This window comes from Cupriavidus sp. BIC8F (genome assembly GCF_032465815.1).
Lineage (GTDB): Bacteria > Pseudomonadota > Gammaproteobacteria > Burkholderiales > Burkholderiaceae > Cupriavidus > Cupriavidus necator.
Genome location: NZ_CP136094.1, coordinates 2,229,294 through 2,252,007, shown reverse-complemented (window position 1 = coordinate 2,252,007; position 22,714 = coordinate 2,229,294). Strand labels below are relative to the sequence as shown.

The window sequence follows — 22,714 nt, the reverse complement described above, 5'->3', positions numbered from 1 at the left end:
ATTAGCGGTGGCTGATGCGGCGGACAAGCCAGTCGCCGAAGCTCTGCACGGCCTGCACGAACACGATCAGGATCACCACCACCGCCACCATGACCTCGGTGATATAGCGCTGGTAGCCGTAGCGGATGCCCAGGTCGCCCAGGCCGCCGCCGCCGATCGCGCCGGCCATGGCCGAATAGCCGACCAGGCTCACAAAGGTGATGGTCAGGCCGGCGACGATGCCGGGCATGGCCTCGGGCAGCAGCACCTTCCACACGATTTGGCGGGTGGTGGCACCCATTGACTGTGCCGCCTCGACCAGGCCCTTGTCGACCTCGCGCAGCGCGCTTTCCACCAGGCGCGCGATAAACGGGATCGCCGCGATGGTCAGCGGCACGATCGCCGCGGTGGTGCCGATCGACGACCCGACGATAAAGCGCGTGAACGGGATCACCACCACCAGCAGGATGATGAACGGGATCGAGCGCACCGCGTTGACCACCACGCCGATGCTGCGGTTGAACAGCGGGTGCGACAGCACGCCGCCGCGGTTGGTCAGGTGCAGCAGCACGCCCAGCGGCACGCCCAGCAGCGAGCCGACCACGCCCGAGATCGCCACCATCAGCAGGGTCTCGTTGAACGAGGTCAGGAACAGGTCAAACATTTCAGACCACATGCTCGAACTCCTCCACCACGACGCCTTGCGCCTGCAGGTATTCCATCGCCGCCTTCACGTCGGCCAGTTCGCCCGTGGCCATGATCGCCAGCGAGCCGAAGGCCTGGCCCTGGATCTCGTCGATATGGCCGTGCAGGATGTTGAAGTCCAGCCCGTAGCGGCGGATCGCCTGGGCCAGTACCGGCTGGTCCACGCCCTCGCCGGTGAAGGCCAGGCGGTAGACGTGGTCGCGCCCGTTGCCCAGCCGGCTTTCCACGCGCTTGAGCACGCTGGCCGGCAGTTCCTGCGAGATGACGTCGCCGATCATGGCGCGGGTGACGTCGTGCTGCGGGCGCAGGAATACGTCGATCACGCGCCCGGTCTCCACCACCTGGCCGGCTTCAAGCACGGCCACGCGGTCGCAGACCTGCTTGATGACTTCCATCTGGTGCGTGATCATCACGACGGTCAGGCCCAGGTCGCGGTTGATCTGCTTGAGCAGTTCCAGGATGGACCGGGTGGTTTCCGGGTCCAGCGCGGAAGTGGCCTCGTCCGACAGCAGCACCTTGGGCTTGCTGGCCAGTGCGCGCGCAATGCCCACGCGCTGCTTCTGCCCGCCGCTGATCTGCGCCGGATAGCGGTCCTTCAGCGCCGACAGGCCCACCAGGTCCAGCAGCGGCAGCACCGTCGCGGCGATCTCAGCCTTGGGCTTGCCGGCCAGTTCCAGCGGCAGCGCCACGTTCTCATACACCGTACGCGACGACAGCAAGTTGAAGTGCTGGAAGATCATGCCGATCTCGCGGCGTGCCAGGCGCAGCGCGCCCGTGTCCAGGGCTGTCAGTTCCTGGCCCGCGACGATCACGCGGCCGCTCGAAGGCCGGTTCAGCAGGTTGATGGCGCGTACCAGCGTGCTCTTGCCGGCGCCGCTGCGGCCAATAATGCCGAAGACTTCGCCCGCCGCTATCGACAGGCTGACGTCACGCAATGCATGCACGTCGCCAGACGCGCCCGGGAAGCGCTGCGACAGTCCTTGCAGTTCGATCATGGAAAGGTGACCAAAAGAAAACGGCAACAGGCGAGGGATCTCCAGCGCTGTTGCCGCTCGTTATTTTTCTGAAGCGCGTATTTTATGCGATTCGCTTCATACCATAAACGACTTTTTACCGATGTCTTTATACGTTCCCGGCATATAAGACGCAGAAAAGTCGGCTATGAGCCACGCCATGACGGCGAGCGCTTGTCAATGAAGGCCTGCACCCCCTCCAGCGCCGACTCGTCCATCATGTTGCAGGCCATGGTCTGGCCGGCCAACTGGTAGGCGGCCTCGATGCCCATTTCCAGCTGGCGGTAGAACAGACCCTTGCCGGCGGCCACCGCGGCAGCCGGCTTGGCGCAGATGCTGGCGGCCAGGCGGGCCATCTCTTCGTCCAGCTGCCCAGCGGGCACCACCCGGTTCACCAGCCCGCGCTCACGGGCGGTTGCGGCGTCGATCATGTCGCCGGTCAGCAGCATCTCCATTGCCTGCTTGCGGTGCAGGTTGCGCGACAGCGCCACCCCGGGCGTCGAGCAGAACAGCCCCAGGTTGACGCCGGACACCGCAAAGCGCGCATCGTCGGCGGCCACCGCCAGGTCGCACATGGCCACCAGCTGGCAGCCCGCCGCCGTGGCGATGCCCTGCACACGCGCAAGCACCGGCTGCGGCATCTTCTGGATCGCCATCATCATGCGCGTGCAGCGGTCGAACAAGCGCCGGTAGTAGTCGTGCGACGGCGAGGCCCGCATCTCGCGCAGGTCGTGCCCAGCGCAGAAGGCCTTGCCGGCGCCGGCCAGCACCACCACGCGCACGGTGTGGTCCGACGCCAGCCGGCCAAGGGCTTCGGTCAGCGCGTCGAGCAGCCCTTCTGACAGTGCATTGAACGCCTGCGGCCGATTCATGGTCAGTCGCACCACGCCCGCGGCGTCGCGCGATTCGGTCAGCAGCGGAGCGTCCACGCGCGCATCGTTCTCGGCCATGGCCATGCTCTCCTATCGCTCCAGCAGCACCTTCAGGTGCGCCAGCACGCTGCGGCCCAGCGCGCTCAGGTTGTAGCCCCCCTCCAGGCAGCTGACGATGCGGCCCTGCGCATGGGCGCGCGCAAGGTCCACCAGCTGGCCGGTGATCCAGGCGTAGTCCTGCTCCACCAGGCCCATCTGGCCCAGGTCATCCTCGCGGTGCGCGTCAAAGCCGGCGGAGATAAACAGCATCTGCGGGCGGAATTCATTGAGCCGCGGCAGCCAGATGGTCTCGACCACTTCGCGCACGGCCATGCCGTTGGTATAGGCCGGCAGCGGGATGTTGACCATATTGGGCGCGAGATGCTCGGTGCCGCTGTACGGATAGAACGGGTGCTGGAAGATGCTGCACATCATCACCTGCTCGTCGCCGCGGAACGCCGCTTCGGTGCCGTTGCCGTGGTGCACGTCGAAATCGATGATCGCCACGCGCTCCAGACCGTGCGCCCGCAGCGCGTGGCGCGCGGCGATGGCGACGTTGTTGTAGAAGCAGAAGCCCATGGCGCGGTCGGGCTCGGCGTGGTGACCGGGCGGGCGCACGCAGCAGAATGCGTTCTCGAACTCGCCGGCGATCACCGCATCGGTGGCCGCCACCGCCGCGCCCGCGGCCAGCGTGGCGGCGGCAAGCGTGTGCGAGTTCATCGAGGTATCCGGATCGATCGCGTGATAGCCGCTGGCCGGGCTGGCGCGTTCGAGCGAATCGACATAGTCGGGACGGTGCACGCGCTCAAGCTGCTCGCGCGTGGCGGGCGGGGCTTCGCGGCGCTCCAGCAGCCCGTCCAGGCCGTGCGAAATCAGGTGATCCTCGATCGCCTGCAGGCGCTCCGGGCACTCCGGATGGAAATGCCCCATCTCGTGCCGCTGGAACTCGGGGTGCGTGTAATAGCCTGTCGGCATCTCTTATCGTCGCAATGTTGTCTCCAATCGCTACGTTAGCACACGCCAGCCCAAGCCACCCAGCGGCGCCGGCGCGCCATGTCGTGACGGCTTGCCCGTAGTTGCCGCAGTGGCATCCGCTATACTCGGTGCGACTTGCAAAGGACATCATGACCGACACCCAGCGCTCACTGCGACGCCCCCTGCTGGGCGCCGCGCTTTCCGCTGCCGCACTCGGACTCTGCGGCCTCTCCCCCAGCCTGCTCGCCGCGGGCAAGCGCCGCGTCAGCATGCGCGAGGAAGAGATCGAACCCGGCCGCTACCGCGACAATCCGCAGACCCGCGCGTTTATCGACGAGATGGTGGCCCGCCACCGCCTTGACCGCGGCATGCTGCAGGAGTGGTTTAGCCAGGCGGTCTATTCCGCCACCGTGGTGCGCCTGATCATGCCGCCCGCCACCACCGGCCGCAAAAGCTGGCGCACCTACCGCTCGCGCTTTATCGAGCCGATCCGCATCAATGCGGGCGTGCGCTTCTGGCAGGACAACCGCGACACGCTGCGCCGCGCCGAAGCCGAGTTCGGCGTGCCGGCCTCGGTCATCGTCGGCATCATCGGCGTGGAAACCATCTATGGCCGCGACATGGGCACCTTCCGCGTGCTCGATTCGCTGTCCACGCTCGCCTTCGACTACCCGGACACGCCCAACCGCGAAGCCCGCAGCACGCTGTTCCGCAATCAGCTGGCCGACTACCTGCTGTGGTGCCGCGACACCGGCACCGACGTGTACTCGGTGCTGGGCTCCTTCGCTGGCGCGATCGGCATCCCGCAGTTCATGCCGACCAGCCTGCGCGAATACGCCATCGACTACGACAACAACGGCCGCATCGACCTGCGCAACAGCCCTACCGATGCCATCGGCAGTGTCGCGCGCTTCCTGCAGCTGCACGGCTGGGAGCCGGGCCGCCCGGTGGTGTGGCGCATTGCTGGCGACGCCGGCAGCCTGGGTGTCGCCACGGCGGCGGCCGACGGCGAGCCGTGGCCGACGCGCACGCTTAACCAGCTGACCCGCGCCGGCCTGCGCGTGGACGAGCCGATCGACCCCGTGCGCGAAGGCGAGACCGGCGTGCTGGTGGTGGACCTGCCCACCCCCGACCAGCCGACCGAGTACCTGCTCGGCCTGCGCAACTTCTACGTGCTGACGCGCTACAACCGCAGCTTCTTCTATGCGCTGGCGGTGTACCAGCTGGGCGAGGCGGTCAAGGCGGCGATGGGCTGACGCCAGCTGCCCGCCAAAGCAAAAAGGCCTCGCAATTTGCGAGGCCTTTCTTGTTGGCACCGGTTCAGGTCACGCCGGGAACACGCCGGTCGACAGGTAGCGGTCGCCGCGGTCGCACACCACGAAGACGATGGTGGCGTTCTCCACTTCCTCGGCAATGCGCAGCGCCACGCAGAGCGCGCCCGCCGCCGAAATGCCGCAGAAGATGCCCTCTTCGGACGCCATGCGCCGCGCCATGTGCTCGGCATCACCCTGGCTCACCGGCTCGGTGCGGTCGATGTAGCTGGCATCGTAGATCTTGGGCAGATACGCCTCAGGCCACTTGCGGATGCCCGGGATGCGCGAGCCTTCGGCCGGCTGCGCGCCGATGACCTGGATCTCCGGGTTCTGTTCCTTCAGGTAGCGCGACACCCCGGTAATGGTGCCGGTGGTGCCCATCGCCGAAACGAAGTGGGTGATGCGGCCGTCGGTATCGCGCCAGATCTCCGGCCCGGTGCCCTCGTAGTGGGCCTGCGGGTTGTCCGGGTTGGCGAACTGGTCGAGGATCACGCCTTTGCCGTCGCGCTCCATCGAATCCGCCAGGTCGCGGGCGTACTCCATGCCGCCCTTGACCGGGGTCAGGATGATCTCGGCACCGTAGGCCGCCATGCTCTGGCGGCGCTCGAGGCTCAGGTCCTCGGGCATGATCAGCACCATCTTGTAGCCGCGGATGGCGGCTGCCATGGCCAGCGCGATGCCGGTATTGCCGGAAGTCGCCTCGATCAGGGTGTCACCCGGCTTGATGCGCCCGCGCGCCTCGGCCCGGGCGATCATCGACACCGCGGGGCGGTCCTTGACCGAGCCGGCCGGGTTGTTGCCTTCGAGCTTGCCGAGGATCACATTGCCGCGCGCGTCGTTGGCGGCACCGGGGATGCGCTGCAGTCTGACCAGCGGCGTATTGCCGATGGTGTCTTCAATTGTCTTGTAGGCCATGGGGCGAGGGGTCGCGAAAGGGGGTCGCAAACGGGGGATTCCAATTCGCCGGCCATTGTAATCCAGACACCTATCCCCCGCCGGCAGGCGGGATTTACGCTGCCACCCGCCCACCTGCGCCCATCCTGCCGTGGCTCAGCCTTCTTCGTGGTTGCCTTCGCCCAGCAGGTGGTACAGCAGGATGCAGCCGAAGGTGGCGGTACCGATGCCACCCAGCGTCATGCCGCCCAGCTTCAGCGTCAGGTCGCCGGCGGCCACCGTCAGCGTGGCGCCAACCGTGATCAGGTTGCGCGAGCTGGAGAAGTCCACCTTGTTCTGCACCCAGATCCGGCCCGCCGTCGCCGCGATCAGGCCGAACACGACGATGGTCAGCCCGCCGATCACCGGGCCCGGGATGGTCAGGATCAGCGCACCGAACTTGGGCGAGAAGCCCAGCAGGATGGCCACCGCGGCCGCCACCACGAAGATCAGCGTCGAGTAGATCTTGGTGACCGCCATCACGCCCATGTTCTCGGCATAAGTGGTCACGCCGGTGCCGCCGCCGCTGGCCGACAGCATGGTCGCGATGCCGTCGCCGATAAAGGCACGGCCGATATACGGGTCCAGGTTGCGCCCGGTCATCACGCCGATGGCCTTGATATGACCCAGGTTCTCCGCCACCAGCACAATCGCCACCGGGGCGATCAGCAGCATGGCGCTGAACTCGAAGGTCGGCGCGGTGAACGCCGGCAGCCCGAACCAGCTGGCCGCTGCCACGGCCGAGAAGTCGATCGGCTTGCCCAGCCCCATCACGTTGGTGCCCAGGTAGTAGGCGAGGTAGCCGGCCAGGCCGCCGATCAGCACCGGCAGGCGCCCGATCATGCCGGGCGCGCGCACCGCCACCAGCCCCACGGCCACCACCGTCAGCAGGCCCACCCAGGTATCTAGGGCCGCGCCGCTGACCGCCTTGACCGCCACCGGGGCCAGGTTCAGCCCGATGGCCGCGACGATGGCCCCGGTCACCACCGGCGGCATCAGCTTTTCGACCCAGGCGTAGCCCACCGCCTGCACGATCAGGCCGATCACCGTGTACAACGCGCCGGCCGCGATGATGCCGCCCAGCGCCACCGGGATATTGAGGTTGGGGCCGCTGCCCGCGTAGCCGGTGGCAGCGATCACCACGGCGATGAAGGCGAAGCTGGAGCCAAGATAGCTCGGCACCCGCCCGCGCACGCACAGGAAGAAGATCAGCGTGCCGATGCCGGAAAACAGGATGGCGATATTCGGGTTGAAACCCATCAGGATCGGTGCAATGGCAGTCGAGCCGAACATCGCCACCACGTGCTGGATGCCGGCCAGCAGCGTCTGCCCGGCGGGCAGCCGCTCATCCGGCCCGATCACACCTTCGGTCTTGAGCCGCCATTGCGGCAGGAATCCCGCGTCCTCGCCATTCGCCATATTGTTCTGCTCCCTGTGGTCCGGGGCTGGCCGCCTGGTCGGCAGCCGCCGCGTTTGCGCCTGGTTGTTTGGTAGATGCGTGCCTGTCGGCAGCCGCGCGCGGCAGATCCTGCCAGCGCGGCGTCCGCATGATACTCCGCCGCCACGGGGCGTGCGAAGCGGCAAGGGTCTAGCACAACCCATACCAGCAAGGAGAGCGCCCGGCCACGCGACAGCCGGGCGCCAGTCTCTGAGCCTGCTAGCGCGCCGGCCTGGCCGCCGCCGCGGGCGCTGCCTTACCCGCCTTGGCCGGTGCCGGGGCCGGGGCCGGCGCCGCTGCTGCGGCTCCCTTCGTGCCGATGGCAAGGCCAGCGTCCTGCAGCTTCGCCACGGACTTCGGCCCGATGCCGCTGACGCGCTCGGCCAGGTCCGCGGCGTCCTTGTAGGGCCCACGCTTGTTGCGTTCGTCGATGATGTTGCGGGCGGTGGCCGGTCCAACGCCCTTGACCGAGGTCAGCGCCGCCTCGTCCGCCGTATTGACATCGATGGCGGCAAGCGCGGCACCGCCCGCGAACAGGCAGATGGTTGCAGCGAGGGAAACCAGGGAAAAACGCCGGGCAAGTTGCCGGACCCAATGCTTGAACATAAAGGCTCTCCTTTCCTGTGGATCGTCTGAGGTACCACCCCCGCCGGGGCGGCGAGGTCAGGTCAGGATAGGGGCGGGCCGCAGCGGCGGCCCAGGCGGCAACAAAAGTTGACACCGGCCGCACGAAAGCGTGTCGGCCGGTTGCGCGCCGGTATCAGCCGGCGCGTTCGATCAGCCAGCGGCAGTAGCGCGCCACGCCTTCCTCGACGGACAGGAAGGGCTCGCTGTAGCCGGCGCTGCGCAGCTTCGACACATCCGACTGCGTAAAGCACTGGTACTTGCCGCGCAGCGCATCGGGGAACTTGACGTACTCGAGCAGGCCTTCCTGCACCAGTTCTTCCAGCGACAGGCGCGGCTTGCCTTCGGCCTCGCGCAGGGTGTTGACCACGGTCGCGGCGATGTCGTTGAACGGCTGCGCGCGGCCGGTGCCGAGGTTGAAGATGCCGGACTTGTCCGGATAGTCAAAGAAGTGCAGGTTGACCTTGACCACGTCCTCGACCGAGACGAAGTCACGGCTCTGCATGCCCGGGGCATAGCCGCCGTACTCGCCGAACAGCTTCACCGTGCCGTCGGCGCGGAACTGGTTGAAGTTGTGGAAGGCGACCGAGGCCATGCGGCCCTTGTGCGTTTCACGCGGGCCGTACACGTTGAAGTAGCGGAAGCCCACGATCTGCGACAGCGCCGACGGCAGCCGGCGCCGCACGATCTGGTCGAACAGGAACTTGGAGTAGCCGTACACGTTCAGCGGGCGCTCGAACTCGCGGTCTTCGCGGAACACCTGCGAGGCGCCGTAGGTGGCCGCCGACGACGCGTACAGGAACTGCGTGCCCTGTTCCAGGCAGCTCTCCATCAGCGACAGCGTGTAACGGTAGTTGTTCTCCATCATGTAGCGGCCGTCGGTCTCCATGGTGTCGGAGCACGCGCCTTCATGGAATACCGCCCGCACCTTGCCGAACTCGCCGCGGGCAAAGCGCGCGAGGAAGTCCTGCTTGTCCAGGTAGTCGGAGATCTCGCAGTCGACCAGGTTGTGGAACTTGTCGGCACGGGTCAGGTTATCGACGGCGATGACGTTGGTCTCGCCGCGGTCGTTCAGGCCCTTGACGAGGTTGCTGCCGATAAAGCCAGCGGCGCCGGTGACGATGATGGTCATGGTCGGATCAGGATGGGGGCGCCACGCCTCACGGGGCAGCGCCGAACAATTCAGAATAGGAGACGACGGCGGTACCAAGCTTGCCCACCACGATGGCGCCGGCACGATTGGCATGCTGCACGGCTTCCTTGAGCGGCACGCCGGCACCCAGCATGGTGGCGAGCGTGGCGATCACGGTATCGCCCGCACCCGATACATCATAGACCTCGCGCGCCTGGGCGGAGACGTGCAGCACCTCGGCCTCGGTGTAGAGCGTCATGCCCTCTTCCGAGCGCGTCAGCAGCAGTGCCTCCAACTGCAGCCCGCGGCGCAGGTTCTGCGCACGGATGGTCAGGTCGGCCTCGGTCTTCCAGGCGCCGACCACGGCACGCATCTCGGCCCGGTTGGGGGTGATCAGGGTGGCGCCGCGGTAGCGCGAGTAGTCGTCGCCCTTGGGGTCGATCAGCACCTTGCGCCCGGCCGCGCGGCTGGCGTCGATCATGCGCGTGACGTGGGTCAGGCCGCCTTTGCCGTAATCGGACAGCACCAGCACCTGGTAGTCGTTGATCAGGGCCAGGAAGCGGTCCTGTACCGCGGCCAGCACTTCATGCGCCGGCGCGCTCTCGAAATCCACGCGCAGCAACTGCTGCTGGTGCGCCACCACGCGCAGCTTGATGGTGGTGTTGAGCTTGGGATCGCGGTGCAGGTAGGGCTGCACGTGGCTCTCGCCCAGCAGCGTTTCGAGCGTGCGGGCCGGCTCGTCGTCGCCGACCACGCCCAGCATGCCCACGCGTGCGCCCAGCGCCGCGGCATTGCGGGCCACATTGGCGGCGCCGCCCAGGCGCTCGTCGCTGCGCTTGACCTGCACCACCGGCACCGGCGCTTCCGGCGAGATGCGTTCCACATCGCCGAACCAGTAGCGGTCCAGCATCATGTCGCCAACCACCAGGATATGGGACTGCCGGATCTGCTCCTGCGGAATGACGGTCTTGTTCATGAAGATCCTTGGCAATATCGCGAAGGCCGCAGCCGTCGCGATAGCTTATCGGTTGATGAGTCCGTTGACCCGCCGGCGCCTCATTCGTTCACGGCCGGCCGGGTCGGGCGGCCGATGGCGTGGTACTCCACGCCGTTCTCGACCATGGCCTCGGGCTCATACAGGTTGCGCCCGTCGAAGATCACCGGGGTCTTCAGGCGCCGCTTGATCTGGCCGAAATCGGGGCTGCGGAACACCTTCCATTCCGTCACGATCACCAGCGCGTCGGCGCCGTCCAGCGCATCCATCTGGTTCTCGTGGAAACTCACGCGCGCGGCGCCGCCCGGCAGGTCGGCCAGGTCGGCATCCAGCACGCGCCGGGCTTCGGCCATCGACACCGGGTCGTGCATGCGCAGCGACGCGCCGCGCGACACCAGTTCGCGCGCCAGCACCCGCGACGGCGCCTCGCGCATGTCGTCGGTGTTGGGCTTGAAGGCCAGGCCCCACACGGCAAAGGTGCGGCCGGTCAGGTCATCGCCGAAGCGGCGCACAACCTTGTCGCCCAGCACGCGCTTCTGCGCGCCGTTGACCGTTTCCACCGCCTCCAGTACGCGCATCGGCTTGCCATGATCGGCGGCAGTGCGCATCAGCGCCTGCACGTCCTTGGGAAAGCATGAACCGCCATAGCCGGCGCCGGCATACAGGAAGCTGTAGCCGATGCGCGGGTCCGAACCGATGCCCATGCGCACGAGTTCGATATCGGCGCCAACCTCGTCGGCCAGGTTGGCCAGCTCGTTCATGAACGAGATGCGCGTGGCCAGCATCGAATTGGCCGCGTACTTGGTGAACTCGGCCGAGCGCACGTCCATGTAGAAGGTGCGCTCGTGGTGCCGGTTGAACGGCGCGTAAAGCTGGCGCATGGTGGCCTGCGCGTGGCGGCCGGCGACGTCGGCGTTGCAGCCCAGCACGATGCGGTCCGGGCGCATGAAGTCCTCGACCGCGGCGCCCTCTTTCAGGAACTCGGGGTTCGACACGACCGAGAACTGCAGGTCTTCCAGGCTGCGCGCAACCAGCTCCTCGCGGATCGCGGCGGCCACGCGGTCGCCGGTGCCCACCGGTACCGTGGACTTGTCGACCACGACCTTGAAGCCGGTCATATGGCGGCCGATATTGCGCGCCGCCGCCAACACGTACTTCAGGTCGGCAGAGCCGTCTTCGTCCGGGGGCGTGCCCACGGCGATGAACTGCACGTCGGCGTGCTCGACACTGGCCGCCACGTCGGTGGAAAAGGTCAGCCGCCCGGCGGCACGGTTGCGCTGGATCAGTTCCTGCAGGCCCGGCTCGTAGATCGGCACGCCGCCCGCGTTAAGCAGCGCGATCTTCTGCTCGTCCAGGTCCAGGCAGAACACGTCATTGCCAAGTTCCGCCAGGCAGGCGCCGGTGACAAGGCCGACATAGCCGCTGCCGATGATGGTGACTTTCATAGCGTTAATTCAATTCTGTTTGCACAGGACCGCCCGGGATCAGCCGAGCGTCTCGGAGCGTCGCGGGGCGTAGGTTTCCCAGCGGTTGCATCCCGGGCATTGCCAATAGAAAAGCCGGGCGCGGAAGCCGCACTCGCGGCAGGTATAGCGCGCGAGGTTGCGCGTGCGCAGCTGCAGCAGGTCACGGATGGCCGTGGTTTCCTGCGCTTGCTCGTTGTTGCCGTCGGCGCCCTCGGCACCCTCTGCCGGGGCATCGGCACCCGCCGGCTGCGCGGACGGGGCGCCGGCCGCGGCCACCGCCGCCTGCGCCTCGAAATACTTGGTCAGCGCCAGCAGCGTGGGCTGGCGGCGCAGCTGCTCGCGCATCAGGCGCGCGGCGGCTTCCGGGCCGTTCACGTCCAGTTCTGCCTTGTAGGCGGTATCGAGCACCTCCGGCGCCAGCTTGCCCTTGAGCAGGCCGCGCAGCCATTCCAGCGCGGCGCCCCCCTCTTGCAGGCTGGCGTAGGCCTTGACCACGCGGTCCGCCACCAGCGGCAGGAAGGATGCATCCTGCCGTTCGATGCCAAGCCAGTGGCCAAGCGCCGCGCGGGCGTCGCCCGCGGCCGCTGCCACGTCGCCCAGCAGGATCGGGGCGCGCACGTTGGCAGGATTCTCGGCAACGGCCTGGTTCAGCCACTTCACCGCATCTTCGGGGCGCTTGCGCTGCAGCGCGTCCTGCGCCAACTCGCAGCAGAACTGGGCAATCTGCAGGCTGTAGCTCGTCTGCTCCAGCGTCTGCAGTTCGCGCGCGGCCTCGATCGCCTTCTGCCACTCCTTTTCCACTTCATAGAGCTCAAGCAGCACGCGCTTGGCCGACGCCGCGTACGGGCCCGACATCAGCCGGCGCAGCGATTCCTCGGCACGGTCCAACAGCCCGGCGCGCAGGAAGTCCTCGCCCAGTTCAAACAAGGCATGCTCGCGCTCGGGCTCGGGCAGGTCGGGGCGGGTCGCCAGGTTCTGATGCACGCGGATGGCGCGCTCGGTTTCGCCGCGGCGGCGGAACAGCGCGCCCAGCGCAAAATGCAGCTCGGTGGTTTCCGGGTCCAGCCGGGCCACCTCGATAAAGGCATCGATGGCCTGGTCGGGTTGCTCGTTGAGCAGGAAATTGAGGCCCTTGAAGTACGAGCGCGGCAAGGCACCCTGTTCGCTGATGAGCTGGCGCACGTCGAAACGCGCCGCCATCCAGCCAAGGCCAAAGACAAGTGGCAGCGCCAGCAGCCACCAGGTTTCAAACATCATGGATCAGACTTTCGGGCCGACTACGTTATAGGGAACAGGCTTGCCGTCACGCGGCGCGGATGCGGCCGCCGACGACGCTGCGGCTGCGGCGGACGCCGGTGCCTGCGCCTCCGCGGCCGCGCGGCGCAGCTTCGCCACCTCCATGCGCTGGCGCATCAACCCGGGCGCGACCGATGCCAGTGCCGCCACCGCGCCCAGCACGAAGGCGGCGAACAGGATCAGGATCAGCGGCGCATGCCAGACGGCATTGAAGAACAGCTGCAGCGAGGCTTCGGCGGTATTGCGCAGCGCCAGCACGAACAGCAGCACGAATACGACGATACGGACGATCCAGGCGAACAGTTTCATGCGGTTGGCAGAGTGTCAGCGTGACGTGGAAGCGGCACCGGCGCACTCGCGCGAGGTCCGGCTAAGACCCCGGCATTGTAACGGATACACTTCACCTAATCGGTAACCGGGCGCTAACGCGGCCCTGACTGCGGCCCTGACGGGGTCTGATGCGGCGCCGCCGTCAGACGCTGGCAAAGCGCTTGGGCACGATGCGGCACCTGCATCGGCACGCTCGCGAGGCCGGCAGAAATAGAAAAAGCGCCCCAACAGGGCGCTTTTCTCAGACAACACAAGCAGCAGGCAAAGCCCGGACAATCAAGAGCGGACAAAATTCAGCCCGCTCTCATGCAATCCCGCCGGTGTGGCGGGAGCCGCACCCTGGCCAGCCTTGCCCGGCGCGGCTTGCACCGCGCCGCCGGAATGGCCGTTGCCATTGACGCCCGCAGGCACCGGCTGGCTACGGTCAACCCGTTCGCGCAATTCCTTGCCCGCCTTGAAGTGCGGCACCCGTTTCTCGGGCACCAGCACACGCTCGCCGGACTTGGGATTGCGCCCCACGCGAGGCGGACGCTTGTTCAGACCAAAACTGCCGAATCCGCGGATCTCGATGCGATGGCCGTCGGCCAGCGCCTCGGACATCGCGTCGAGTATCGTTTTGACCGAGATGTCCGCGTCCCGCAGCAGCAGCTGGGGGAAGCGGGCAGCCAGTTTTTCGACGAGCTCCGACTTGGTCATGGGCATACGCGCAAGCGCGGGGGCCTGCGATTACTGGTTGTCCTGGCCGAGCTTGGCCTTCAGCAGGGCGCCGAGGTTGGTCGTGCCAGCCGTGCCGGTGTCAGCCTGGAACTTTTGCATCGCTTCTTGCTGCTCTGCGCTGTCCTTGGCCTTGATCGACAGGTTGATGTTGCGCGACTTGCGGTCGACGTTCACCACCAGGGCGGTGATCTGCTCGCCTTCCTTCAGCACGTTGCGGGCGTCTTCCACGCGGTCAGCGGAGATTTCCGATGCACGCAGGTAGCCTTCCACATCGTCAGCCAGCTGGACCACGGCGCCCTTGGCGTCAACGGCCTTGATGGTGCCCTGAACCAGCGAACCCTTGTCGTTGGCCGAGATGAAGTTGTTGAACGGATCGCCCGACAGCTGCTTGATGCCCAGCGAGATGCGCTCCTTGTCGACGTCGATGCCAAGGACCACGGCTTCGACTTCGTCGCCCTTCTTGTACTTGCGCACCGCTTCTTCGCCAGTCTCTTGCCACGACAGGTCGGACAGGTGCACCAGGCCGTCGATGCCGCCCGGCAGGCCAATGAACACGCCGAAGTCGGTGATCGACTTGATCTGGCCGGCCAGCTTGTCGCCCTTCTTGTGGTTACGCGAGAAATCGTCCCACGGGTTGGCCTTGCACTGCTTCATGCCCAGGCTGATACGACGCTTGTCTTCGTCGATATCCAGCACCATGACCTCGACTTCGTCGCCCAGCTGGACAACCTTGGACGGAGCAACGTTCTTGTTGGTCCAGTCCATTTCCGACACGTGCACCAGGCCTTCGATGCCGGCTTCGATCTCGACGAACGCGCCGTAGTCGGTCAGGTTGGTCACCTTACCGAACAGGCGGGTGCCTTGCGGGTAGCGGCGCGAGATGCCGACCCACGGATCTTCGCCCAGCTGCTTCACGCCCAGCGAGACGCGGTTCTTTTCCTGGTCGAACTTGAGGATCTTGGCGGTGATTTCCTGGCCAACCGACAGCACTTCGCTCGGGTGGCGGACACGGCGCCAGGCCAGGTCGGTGATGTGCAGCAGGCCGTCAATGCCACCCAGGTCCACGAACGCGCCGTAGTCGGTGATGTTCTTGACGATACCGTTGACGATGGCACCTTCCTTCAGGGTTTCCATCAGCTTCTGGCGCTCTTCGCCCAGGGTCGCTTCGACCACGGCGCGGCGCGACAGCACCACGTTGTTGCGCTTGCGATCCAGCTTGATGACCTTGAATTCCAGGGTCTTGCCTTCGTACGGGGTGGTGTCCTTGATCGGGCGCACGTCAACCAGCGAACCCGGCAGGAACGCGCGGATGCCGTTGACCATCACCGTCAGGCCGCCCTTGACCTTGCCGGTCACGGTACCCGAGATAATTTCGCCGTCTTCCAGCGCCTTCTCGAGGTTCAGCCACGATGCCAGGCGCTTGGCCTTGTCGCGGGAGAGGATGGTGTCGCCATAGCCGTTCTCGAGCGCATCGATGGCCACGGAGACGTAGTCGCCGGCCTGCACTTCGAGTTCGCCCTGGTCGTTCAGGAACTCCTCCACCGGCACGAATGCCTCGGACTTGAGGCCGGCATTGACGACCACGAAATTGTGGTCGATGCGCACGACTTCAGCGGAGATCACTTCGCCAGCCTTCATATTGGAGCGGGCGACGGATTCCTCGAACAGTGCGGCAAAGGATTCGTTAGTTTGCAGGTCGGACATAAACGTAAGGTGAAATCCGCAGTACGCTGGCCGGCGCGACTATCGCGCTCAGTCTGCCAGTGCAGCGGGGTCAGGTTTGACACAAGCCAGCCACAAGTCTTGCCCGGGCTGGCGCTATCTGGTGCCGTCGGGGTACGCCGCTTCTACTGATGCGCCCGCATGCATCTCATGCATCGGGCCGCACAGCGGCAAACCACTCCAGCACCTGCGCCACTGCCTGGTCCACCGTCATATCGGAGGTATCCAGCAGCTTTGCATCCTCGGCGGGACGAAGCGGCGCGGCAGTGCGGGTGCGATCCCGTACATCGCGCGCTTCAAGGTCACGCAAAAGGTCTTCAATATTAGCAGAAATTCCCTTATCAATCAATTGTTTATAGCGCCTGCGAGCGCGCGCCTCAACACTTGCGGTCAGGAACACCTTGAGCGGCGCATCCGGGAAGATCACGGTGCCCATGTCGCGGCCGTCGGCCACCAGCCCCGGCAGCTTGCGGAAGCTGCGCTGCAGCTGGGTCAGCGCATCGCGCACCGGCTGGTGCACGGCGATGGCCGAGGCCCGGTTGCCGATCGCCTCGGCGCGGATTGCCAGGCTGACTTCCTCGCCTTGCAGCCAGACGCGGTCAGGGCCGAACTTCACATCGAGGCGGGAAGCGATTCTTGCAAGGGCGTCCACGTCCGCCAGGTCAATCCCGGCGCGGTCGCTGGCCAGCGCCACGAGCCGGTACAGGGCGCCGCTGTCGAGCAAGTGAAAGCCCACGGCATCCGCGACCTTGTGCGCGACAGTGCCCTTGCCCGAGGCAGTCGGCCCGTCAATGGCGATGACGTTGACGATAGTCATTGTTTATAAAACCAAGAGAAACGATTGATTGTGAATTCAACTGAGAATCATTATCATTTGATTCATGGCACTTCACCGAAGCCGCAGCACGGTGCCCTTTCCGTCCAGTCGCGAGGCAATCTACCATGGCAAAAACCCTGACGTTCGGCATCATGCACCTCAGCATCGCGTTCAGCGTGACGTATGCGCTGACCGGCAGCCTCGCCATCAGCGGTGCCATCACCTTCATCGAACCGGCCGTCAATACCGTGGCCCATTACTTCTTCGATCGCTACTGGGAGAAGCGCGAGCGCCGCCAGGCCGGGGCTGCCCGCGACCACGCCCCGGCGCAGCCCGACAACGCCAACCTGGCCAGCGCTTAGCCGGTCACGCCCGCAAACACGCTGAAGTAATCCGGGAACGTCTTCGCCACACAGCCCGGATCATTGATCCGCACCGGCAGCGGCCCGAAGGCCGCCAGCGAGAAGCACATCGCCATGCGATGGTCATCATAGGTGCCAATGCCTTCGGCCGGAGTCTGCCAAGGCTGCGGCGGCGTCACCCGCAGGTAGTCTGCCCCTTCTTCCACGACTGCGCCGAGCTTGCGCAGTTCCGTCGCCATCGCCGCGATACGGTCCGTTTCCTTGACGCGCCAGCTGGCGATATTGGTCAGCGTGGTCGTGCCTTCGGCAAACAGCGCCGCCACCGCCAGCGTCATCGCCGCATCGGGGATATGGTTGCAGTCCAGTTCGATGCCGTGCAGGCGCCCGTCGTCGCGTTCCGTGCCGCGCACTTCGATCCAGTTGTCGCCGGCCATCACATTGGCGCCCATGCGGTTGAGCGCCTCGGCGAAGCGCACATCGCCCTGGATGCTGGCCATGCCCACGCCTTCCACCCGGACCGGGCCGCCGCCGATCGCACCGGCCGCCAGGAAATAAGAAGCAGACGACGCATCGCCCTCGACAAAGATCTCGCCCGGCGAGCGGTAAGTGGCACCGGCCGGCAGCACGAAGCGTTCCCAGCCCTGGCGTTCCGCCTGGATGCCGAAGCGCGCCAGCAGGTTCAGCGTGATCTCGATATACGGCTTGGAGATCAGCTCGCCCACCACCTCGATCTCGATGCGGCCGCTGTCGGATTGCGCCATCGGCAGGCTCATCAGCAGCGCGGTCAGGAACTGGCTCGACACATCGCCGCGCACGCGGATCGGCGCATCGATGCGGATACCGGCCGGCTGGATATGCAGCGGCGGAAAGCCTTCATTGCCCAGGTAGTCGATCACGGCGCCCACCTGGCGCAAGCCGTCGACCAGGTCGCCGATTGGCCGCTCATGCATGCGCGGCACGCCCGACAGCTTGTAGCTGCCGCCCTGCAGCGCCAGCGCAGCGGTGAGCGGGCGGATCGCCGTGCCGGCATTGCCCATGAACAGCTCGGCCGACTTGTTCGGGAAGTTGCCGCCGGCGCCGGTGACGATATAGTCGGCGCCCTCCTGCCGCCAGGCCACGCCCAGCGTGCGCAGCGCCTGCAGCATCACGCGGGTATCGTCCGAATCGAGCAGGTCGCGCACGCGGGTCTCGCCATTGGCCAGTGCGGCCAGCAGCAGCACGCGGTTGGAGATGCTCTTCGAGCCCGGCAGCCGGACGGTGCCGGTGGCGCGGGTCAGGGGGCCTAGCGTCAGGTGTTCCATGGTTTTCGTGGGCGCCGGGGCGCCGCGGTCAGGCGATTGGTTCAGGGTTCGGTATGGTTGCCCGCGGCACGCTCTGCGCCCCAGGCCAGCCGGGTCTTGCTGGCGCGCGCGAAGATGCGTTCGAGCGCGTCGCCGTCGCCCTTCTCGATCTGCGCCTTCAGGTGCGCCAGCACCGACTGGTAGGTATTCAGCTCACGCAGCAGCGCGTCGCGGTTGGCCACGCAGATATCGCGCCACATCTCCGGCGACGAGGCCGCGATGCGCGTGAAATCGCGGAAGCCGCCACCGGCGAAGCCCAGCTTCAGCGCCGCATCTTCCGCATTGGCGACCTGCGCCACCAGCGCGTACGACAGCACGTGCGGCAGGTGGCTGACCGCGGCGAACACCGCGTCGTGCTGCACCGCCGACATCACGTGGCATTCTGCGCCGGCGCTTTCCCACATGGCGCGCACCGCGGCGACATCGGCGCGCGAGTTTTCCTGCAGCGGGCACAGCACGGTCTTCTTGCCAGCGTACAGGTCCGGCAGCGCCGCCTCCACGCCATTGAGCTCGCGTCCGGCGATCGGGTGTGCCGGCACGAACTGCGCGACCTTGTCGCCCAGCGCCGTCTTGGCCGCCATGATCACGTCTGACTTGGTGCTGCCGGCATCGGTGACGATAGTGCCCGGCTGCAGGTGCGGCTCCAGCGCGTGCAGCAGCGCAAAGTTCTGCGCCACCGGCGCGCACAGCACGATCACGCTGGCGCCGCGCGCGGCATCCGCCAGCGTCGCGGCCTCGTCGATCACCCCAAGATCCAGCGCCTTCTGCAGCGACGCCGGCGAGCGCCCCACCCCGACCACCGTGCCCACCACGCCGGCGCGCTTGAGCGCCAGCGCGAGCGAGCCGCCGATCAGGCCGACACCGACAATGACAACACGGGAAAAATGCAATGCACTCACAATCTCAGGCCGCTAGGGGCAGTGGCTCGGACCAGGCCGAGGTAAATCGATGATTGGCAAAGCGGCAGGCAAGCAGCCCGCCGCTACACGCTGCGGAACGCCGCGATTGTAGCCGCGCTCACGCCAGCGCCCGCTCCAGCGCCGCGATGAAGGCCGCGTTCTCCTCGGCCAGGCCGATGGTGACGCGCAGCCAGCGCGGCAGGTTGTAGTTGCCCACCGGCCGCACGATCACGCCCTGCTTCAGCAACGCCAGGTTGACGCGCGCGCCGGCGCCGTCGTCATCGCCCACGCGCACCATCACGAAGTTGCCGGACGACGGCACGTATTCCAGCCCAAGCCGGTCGAAGGCATCGGTCAGCTGGCGCTTGCCGGCACGGTTCAGCTCGGCGCTGCGGCGCAGGAAATCGGCATCGCCCAGCGCGGCGATGGCCGCCGCCTGCGCCACGCTGTTGACGTTGAACGGCTGGCGGATGCGGTTCAGCAAGTCCGACAACTCCGGTTGCGCCACCGCGTAGCCGATGCGCAGGCCCGCCAGGCCATAGGCCTTGGAGAACGTGCGCGACACCATCAGGTTCGGATAGCGGCGCACCCAGGCGAGCGAATCGTATTGCTGGTCCGCATCCAGGTATTCGTTGTACGCCTCGTCCAGCACCACCACCACGCTGGCCGGCACCCGCTGTATGAAGGCTTCGATCTGCGCCGCCGGCACGAACGTGCCGGTCGGGTTGTTCGGGTTGGCGATAAAGACCAGGCGGGTATCCGGCGCGATCGCCGCGGCCATCGCCTCCAGGTCATGGCCGTAGTCGCGCGCGGGCACTTCGATGGCGCGTGCACCGATCTCCTGCGTGGCCAGCGCGTAGACCGCGAACGAGTACTCGGCATAGACGATCGACTGGCCCGGCTCCACCAGCGCATGCGCGGCCAGCTCCAGGATGTCGTTGCTGCCATTGCCCAGCGTCAGCCAGTCGGCGGGCACGCCGAAGCGCGCCGACAGCGCGCCCTTCAGCGCAAAGCCGTTGGAATCCGGGTAGCGGCCGAGTTCAGCCACCGCATCGGCCACCGCGCGGCGGGCCGACTCGGGCATGCCAAGCGGATTCTCATTGGAGGCGAGCTTGACGATGCCGGCCTCGTCCAGGCCGAACTCGCGCGCGACTTCCGAAATCGGCTTGCCGGCCACGTACGGCGAAATCGCCCGCACATAGCCGGGTCCGAACACCGTGCCGCCTTGCTTACCCTGCTCTGCCATCTCGTCTCCTTGTTCTTGCCTGGCTGCCTTACTTGCTCGACGGATACGAGCCCAGCACCTTCAGGTAGGCCGCGTTGCGGCGCAGTTCTTCGATGGCTCGCGCCACTGCCGGCTCATGCTGGTGCCCTTCCACATCGACGTAGAAGTAGTACTCCCACGCGCCGCTGCGCGCCGGGCGCGACTCGAAGCGGCACATCGACACGCCGTTCTCCGCCAGCGGCGCCAGCAACTGGTACACCGCGCCCGCCTTGTTGGGCACCGACAGGATCATCGAGGTCTGGTCGCTGCCCGACGGCTCGGTCTCATAGCGGCCGATCACGGCAAAGCGCGTGCGGTTGTGCGGATCGTCCTGGATATGCGTGCGCACGATATGCAGGTGATAGCGGTTGGCGGCGGACTCGCCGGCAATCGCAGCCACGGTCGGGTCTTCGCTTGCCATGCGCGCGGCCTCGGCATTGCTCGACACCGCCTGGCGCTCCAGGTGTGGATAGTTGGCGGTCAGCCAGTGCTGGCACTGCGCCAGTGCCTGCGCATGCGCGCGCACCACCGTGACGCCCTGCATGTCGGGCGTGGATGCCATCAGGTTGTGGTGCACCTTGAGCGCGATCTCGCCGCTGATCTTCAGCGAGGTCTGCAGGAACAGGTCGAGCGTGCGCGACACCGCGCCCTCAGTGGAATTCTCGACCGGCACCACGCCGTACTCGACCGTGCCCGCCTCGACGGCACGAAACACCTCGTCGATGCTCGGGCAAGGCACGCCCGACACCTCATGGCCGAAGTGCGCATACAGCGCCTGCTCGGAGAACGTGCCGGCCGGGCCGAGGAAAGCCACTTCCAACGGCTTTTCCAGCCCGCGGCAGGCGGACATCACCTCGCGCCAGATCGCCGCCACGCTTTCGCCCAGCAGCGGGCCGGGGTTGGCACCCTGCACCTTGCGGATCACCTGCAGCTCGCGCTCCGGGCGGAACACCGGCGCGCCGTACTTCTTCTTGACCTCGCCGACCTCGAGCGCCAGCTTGGCGCGGCGGTTCAGCATCGCCAGCAGCTCGCGGTCAACGGTGTCGATCTGCTCGCGCAGCGGGCTGAGCTCGACCGACAGCTTGCGCTCGGCTTCGCTCAGGTGGTTGTCGTTGGGCGGCGTCTCCTCGCGCGCTGGGGTGCGGTCTTGGCTTGTCATTTTGTATGAATCCGGTGGGCCGCCGGGGCGCGGCGGCCGGAGAAAAACTGACCGCTGCCTGCCGGCGCACTGTGCCTGACGTGCGCGGGCAGCTAGCGGGAATGCGCGTCAGGCGGACGTACGCTCGAACTCGCGCATGAAATCGACCAGCGCCATCACGCCTTCCAGCGACATCGCGTTATAGATGCTGGCGCGCATGCCGCCCACGGTCTTGTGTCCCTTGAGCTGCACCAGGCCGTTGGCCCGCGCCTGCTGCAGGAACGCCTCATTGCGCGATTCGTCGCCCAGGAAGAACGGCACGTTCATGCGCGAGCGGCAGCTCGGATGGATCTCGTTGCGATAGAAATCGCTCTGGTCCAGGTAGTTGTACAGCGCCGACGCCTTGGCGATATTGCGCTGCTCGATCGCGGGCACGCCGCCCTGGCGCTTGAGCCATTTGAAGACCAGGCCGGCGATATAGATCGCATAGGTCGGCGGCGTGTTGTACATCGAGTTGTGCTCGGCCACCAGGCGCCAGTTGAATGCCGACGGGCACAGCGGGTGGGCATGGCCGATCAGGTCGTCGCGCACGATCACGATGGTGACGCCGGCCGGGCCGATATTCTTCTGCGCGCCGCCGTAGACCACCTGCACGCGCGACCAGTCGATCGGGCGCGACAGGATATGGCTGGATGCGTCCGCAACCACGATGCGGTCGCCCTTGACCTGGCCGATATCGGGAATGTCCTGGAACTCCACGCCGACGATGGTTTCGTTGGTGCACAGGTGCACGTAGCCGGCATCGTCCGACAGCTTCCAGTCCGCGACTTCGGGGATGCGGTGGAATTTCTGCGCCTCGCTGGTGGCCGCGATATTGACCGCGCCATAGCGGCGGGCTTCCTGCTCGGTCTTGACCGACCAGGTGCCGGTGACGACAAAGTCAGCCTTGGGCGCGTCGGCGCTGCGCAGGCGCATCAGGTTCAGCGGCACGATGCCGTTCTCGCCGATGGCGCCGCCCTGCAGGAACAGCACATGGAAGTTGGACGGAATATGCAGCAGTTCGCGCAGGTCCGCGATCGCTTCAGCCTGGATGCCTTCGAACTCGCGGCTACGGTGGCTCATCTCCATCACCGAAACCCCGGTCCCGCGCCAGGACAGCATCTCCTCGGCAGCCTGTTGCAGCACTTCGGCAGGCAGCACAGCCGGACCGGGCGAGAAGTTGTAGACGCGTTCGGCCAATGCACGCTGCATCATGCCGGCAAGAGCGGGATTCTGGGGATCGTTCATGAGACGGAGAATGGAAAAATGGCTGCCGGTGTTACCCAAGCAGCCATTATCCCTCAAAA

At 66.5% G+C, this 22,714-nt stretch carries 22 protein-coding genes; 2 read left to right on the top strand and 20 right to left on the bottom strand.

Annotated elements, in window-relative coordinates:
• Nucleotide 1: 1 nt before the first annotated feature.
• The 4 genes from RS901_RS10500 to RS901_RS10485 form a co-directional block, all read right to left on the bottom strand.
• Entirely contained in the window at nt 2-655 is a 654-nt protein-coding gene (locus RS901_RS10500; RefSeq protein ID WP_010812940.1) for a methionine ABC transporter permease, read from the bottom strand.
• Nucleotides 645-1,679 (bottom strand): methionine ABC transporter ATP-binding protein, encoded by a 1,035-nt coding sequence (locus tag RS901_RS10495; RefSeq protein ID WP_316148712.1) that lies wholly within the window; start codon nt 1,677-1,679, stop codon nt 645-647. Before RS901_RS10495 ends, RS901_RS10500 begins: the two co-directional genes overlap by 11 nt.
• Nucleotides 1,680-1,843: 164 nt before the next feature.
• A complete protein-coding gene (locus RS901_RS10490; RefSeq protein WP_316148711.1) occupies nt 1,844-2,647 on the bottom strand; it encodes an enoyl-CoA hydratase in 804 nt (267 codons plus the stop codon).
• 12 nt (nt 2,648-2,659) lie between these two features.
• Complete coding sequence (locus RS901_RS10485) at nt 2,660-3,583, bottom strand: histone deacetylase family protein (protein WP_316148710.1); 924 nt, start codon at nt 3,581-3,583, stop codon at nt 2,660-2,662.
• A 149-nt stretch (nt 3,584-3,732) separates the two neighbouring features.
• On the opposite strand from RS901_RS10485, the gene mltB reads away from it, so the two are divergent.
• Nucleotides 3,733-4,839 (top strand): lytic murein transglycosylase B, encoded by a 1,107-nt coding sequence (gene mltB, locus RS901_RS10480; protein WP_316148709.1) that lies wholly within the window; start codon nt 3,733-3,735, stop codon nt 4,837-4,839.
• A 69-nt stretch (nt 4,840-4,908) separates the two neighbouring features.
• On the opposite strand, the gene cysM is transcribed toward mltB, so the two are convergent.
• From cysM to cmk, 11 genes are all read right to left on the bottom strand, one after another.
• On the bottom strand, nt 4,909-5,811 hold the full coding sequence (gene cysM, locus RS901_RS10475; protein WP_010812945.1) for a cysteine synthase CysM: 903 nt from the start codon (nt 5,809-5,811) through the stop codon (nt 4,909-4,911).
• Between the two features lie 135 nt (nt 5,812-5,946).
• Nucleotides 5,947-7,248 (bottom strand): solute carrier family 23 protein, encoded by a 1,302-nt coding sequence (locus tag RS901_RS10470; RefSeq protein ID WP_316148708.1) that lies wholly within the window; start codon nt 7,246-7,248, stop codon nt 5,947-5,949.
• 238 nt (nt 7,249-7,486) lie between these two features.
• Nucleotides 7,487-7,873, bottom strand: a complete 387-nt coding sequence (locus tag RS901_RS10465; protein WP_316148707.1) for a helix-hairpin-helix domain-containing protein — start codon at nt 7,871-7,873, stop codon at nt 7,487-7,489.
• 154 nt (nt 7,874-8,027) lie between these two features.
• Nucleotides 8,028-9,023 (bottom strand): ADP-glyceromanno-heptose 6-epimerase, encoded by a 996-nt coding sequence (gene rfaD / locus RS901_RS10460; protein ID WP_316148706.1) that lies wholly within the window; start codon nt 9,021-9,023, stop codon nt 8,028-8,030.
• Nucleotides 9,024-9,051: 28 nt separating this feature from the next.
• The gene (gene rfaE1 / locus RS901_RS10455) at nt 9,052-9,999 is read right to left on the bottom strand and encodes a D-glycero-beta-D-manno-heptose-7-phosphate kinase (protein ID WP_081623962.1); all 948 of its coding nucleotides are present in this window, start codon (nt 9,997-9,999) and stop codon (nt 9,052-9,054) included.
• Between the two features lie 80 nt (nt 10,000-10,079).
• A complete protein-coding gene (locus RS901_RS10450; protein WP_316148704.1) occupies nt 10,080-11,462 on the bottom strand; it encodes a UDP-glucose/GDP-mannose dehydrogenase family protein in 1,383 nt (460 codons plus the stop codon).
• A 39-nt stretch (nt 11,463-11,501) separates the two neighbouring features.
• Nucleotides 11,502-12,740 (bottom strand): lipopolysaccharide assembly protein LapB, encoded by a 1,239-nt coding sequence (gene lapB / locus RS901_RS10445; protein ID WP_316148703.1) that lies wholly within the window; start codon nt 12,738-12,740, stop codon nt 11,502-11,504.
• Nucleotides 12,741-12,743: 3 nt separating this feature from the next.
• Nucleotides 12,744-13,088 (bottom strand): LapA family protein, encoded by a 345-nt coding sequence (locus RS901_RS10440; protein ID WP_114132315.1) that lies wholly within the window; start codon nt 13,086-13,088, stop codon nt 12,744-12,746.
• A 297-nt stretch (nt 13,089-13,385) separates the two neighbouring features.
• On the bottom strand, nt 13,386-13,805 hold the full coding sequence (locus tag RS901_RS10435) for an integration host factor subunit beta (RefSeq protein WP_316148702.1): 420 nt from the start codon (nt 13,803-13,805) through the stop codon (nt 13,386-13,388).
• 30 nt (nt 13,806-13,835) lie between these two features.
• Nucleotides 13,836-15,530, bottom strand: a complete 1,695-nt coding sequence (gene rpsA, locus RS901_RS10430) for a 30S ribosomal protein S1 (protein ID WP_010812954.1) — start codon at nt 15,528-15,530, stop codon at nt 13,836-13,838.
• 166 nt (nt 15,531-15,696) lie between these two features.
• Nucleotides 15,697-16,365, bottom strand: coding sequence for a (d)CMP kinase (gene cmk, locus RS901_RS10425; protein ID WP_316148701.1), 669 nt, complete (start codon nt 16,363-16,365; stop codon nt 15,697-15,699).
• Nucleotides 16,366-16,490: 125 nt separating this feature from the next.
• On the opposite strand from cmk, the gene RS901_RS10420 reads away from it, so the two are divergent.
• Nucleotides 16,491-16,727, top strand: coding sequence for a DUF2061 domain-containing protein (locus RS901_RS10420; RefSeq protein ID WP_316148700.1), 237 nt, complete (start codon nt 16,491-16,493; stop codon nt 16,725-16,727).
• Here RS901_RS10420 and aroA read toward each other — a convergent pair.
• The 5 genes from aroA to serC form a co-directional block, all read right to left on the bottom strand.
• Nucleotides 16,724-18,028 carry a 3-phosphoshikimate 1-carboxyvinyltransferase gene (aroA, locus tag RS901_RS10415; protein ID WP_316148699.1) on the bottom strand — a complete coding sequence of 435 codons (1,305 nt, stop codon included), beginning with the start codon at nt 18,026-18,028 and terminating at the stop codon, nt 16,724-16,726. The two genes, RS901_RS10420 and aroA, sit on opposite strands and share 4 nt — an antisense overlap.
• 41 nt (nt 18,029-18,069) lie before the next feature.
• A complete protein-coding gene (locus tag RS901_RS10410; RefSeq protein WP_316148698.1) occupies nt 18,070-18,966 on the bottom strand; it encodes a prephenate dehydrogenase in 897 nt (298 codons plus the stop codon).
• 118 nt (nt 18,967-19,084) lie between these two features.
• On the bottom strand, nt 19,085-20,212 hold the full coding sequence (hisC, locus tag RS901_RS10405) for a histidinol-phosphate transaminase (protein WP_316148697.1): 1,128 nt from the start codon (nt 20,210-20,212) through the stop codon (nt 19,085-19,087).
• A gap of 28 nt (nt 20,213-20,240) precedes the next feature.
• Complete coding sequence (gene pheA, locus RS901_RS10400) at nt 20,241-21,389, bottom strand: prephenate dehydratase (protein WP_114132320.1); 1,149 nt, start codon at nt 21,387-21,389, stop codon at nt 20,241-20,243.
• A 108-nt stretch (nt 21,390-21,497) separates the two neighbouring features.
• Nucleotides 21,498-22,655 carry a 3-phosphoserine/phosphohydroxythreonine transaminase gene (serC, locus tag RS901_RS10395; protein ID WP_316148695.1) on the bottom strand — a complete coding sequence of 386 codons (1,158 nt, stop codon included), beginning with the start codon at nt 22,653-22,655 and terminating at the stop codon, nt 21,498-21,500.
• Nucleotides 22,656-22,714: the final 59 nt, after the last annotated feature.

What these genes read in the sequence shown, in the direction of transcription:
- rpsA (WP_010812954.1), bottom strand. Translation starts at nt 15,530, where the DNA reads ATGTCCGACCTGCAAACTAACGAATCCTTTGCCGCACTGTTCGAGGAA.
- RS901_RS10440 (WP_114132315.1), bottom strand. Translation starts at nt 13,088, where the DNA reads ATGAAACTGTTCGCCTGGATCGTCCGTATCGTCGTATTCGTGCTGCTG.
- pheA (WP_114132320.1), bottom strand. Translation starts at nt 21,389, where the DNA reads ATGACAAGCCAAGACCGCACCCCAGCGCGCGAGGAGACGCCGCCCAAC.
- RS901_RS10495 (WP_316148712.1), bottom strand. Translation starts at nt 1,679, where the DNA reads ATGATCGAACTGCAAGGACTGTCGCAGCGCTTCCCGGGCGCGTCTGGC.
- mltB (WP_316148709.1), top strand. Translation starts at nt 3,733, where the DNA reads ATGACCGACACCCAGCGCTCACTGCGACGCCCCCTGCTGGGCGCCGCG.
- RS901_RS10500 (WP_010812940.1), bottom strand. Translation starts at nt 655, where the DNA reads ATGTGGTCTGAAATGTTTGACCTGTTCCTGACCTCGTTCAACGAGACC.
- RS901_RS10485 (WP_316148710.1), bottom strand. Translation starts at nt 3,583, where the DNA reads ATGCCGACAGGCTATTACACGCACCCCGAGTTCCAGCGGCACGAGATG.
- rfaE1 (WP_081623962.1), bottom strand. Translation starts at nt 9,999, where the DNA reads ATGAACAAGACCGTCATTCCGCAGGAGCAGATCCGGCAGTCCCATATC.
- hisC (WP_316148697.1), bottom strand. Translation starts at nt 20,212, where the DNA reads ATGGCAGAGCAGGGTAAGCAAGGCGGCACGGTGTTCGGACCCGGCTAT.
- RS901_RS10470 (WP_316148708.1), bottom strand. Translation starts at nt 7,248, where the DNA reads ATGGCGAATGGCGAGGACGCGGGATTCCTGCCGCAATGGCGGCTCAAG.
- cmk (WP_316148701.1), bottom strand. Translation starts at nt 16,365, where the DNA reads ATGACTATCGTCAACGTCATCGCCATTGACGGGCCGACTGCCTCGGGC.
- cysM (WP_010812945.1), bottom strand. Translation starts at nt 5,811, where the DNA reads ATGGCCTACAAGACAATTGAAGACACCATCGGCAATACGCCGCTGGTC.
- rfaD (WP_316148706.1), bottom strand. Translation starts at nt 9,023, where the DNA reads ATGACCATCATCGTCACCGGCGCCGCTGGCTTTATCGGCAGCAACCTC.
- aroA (WP_316148699.1), bottom strand. Translation starts at nt 18,028, where the DNA reads ATGGAACACCTGACGCTAGGCCCCCTGACCCGCGCCACCGGCACCGTC.
- serC (WP_316148695.1), bottom strand. Translation starts at nt 22,655, where the DNA reads ATGAACGATCCCCAGAATCCCGCTCTTGCCGGCATGATGCAGCGTGCA.
- RS901_RS10450 (WP_316148704.1), bottom strand. Translation starts at nt 11,462, where the DNA reads ATGAAAGTCACCATCATCGGCAGCGGCTATGTCGGCCTTGTCACCGGC.
- RS901_RS10420 (WP_316148700.1), top strand. Translation starts at nt 16,491, where the DNA reads ATGGCAAAAACCCTGACGTTCGGCATCATGCACCTCAGCATCGCGTTC.
- RS901_RS10490 (WP_316148711.1), bottom strand. Translation starts at nt 2,647, where the DNA reads ATGGCCGAGAACGATGCGCGCGTGGACGCTCCGCTGCTGACCGAATCG.
- lapB (WP_316148703.1), bottom strand. Translation starts at nt 12,740, where the DNA reads ATGATGTTTGAAACCTGGTGGCTGCTGGCGCTGCCACTTGTCTTTGGC.
- RS901_RS10435 (WP_316148702.1), bottom strand. Translation starts at nt 13,805, where the DNA reads ATGACCAAGTCGGAGCTCGTCGAAAAACTGGCTGCCCGCTTCCCCCAG.
- RS901_RS10465 (WP_316148707.1), bottom strand. Translation starts at nt 7,873, where the DNA reads ATGTTCAAGCATTGGGTCCGGCAACTTGCCCGGCGTTTTTCCCTGGTT.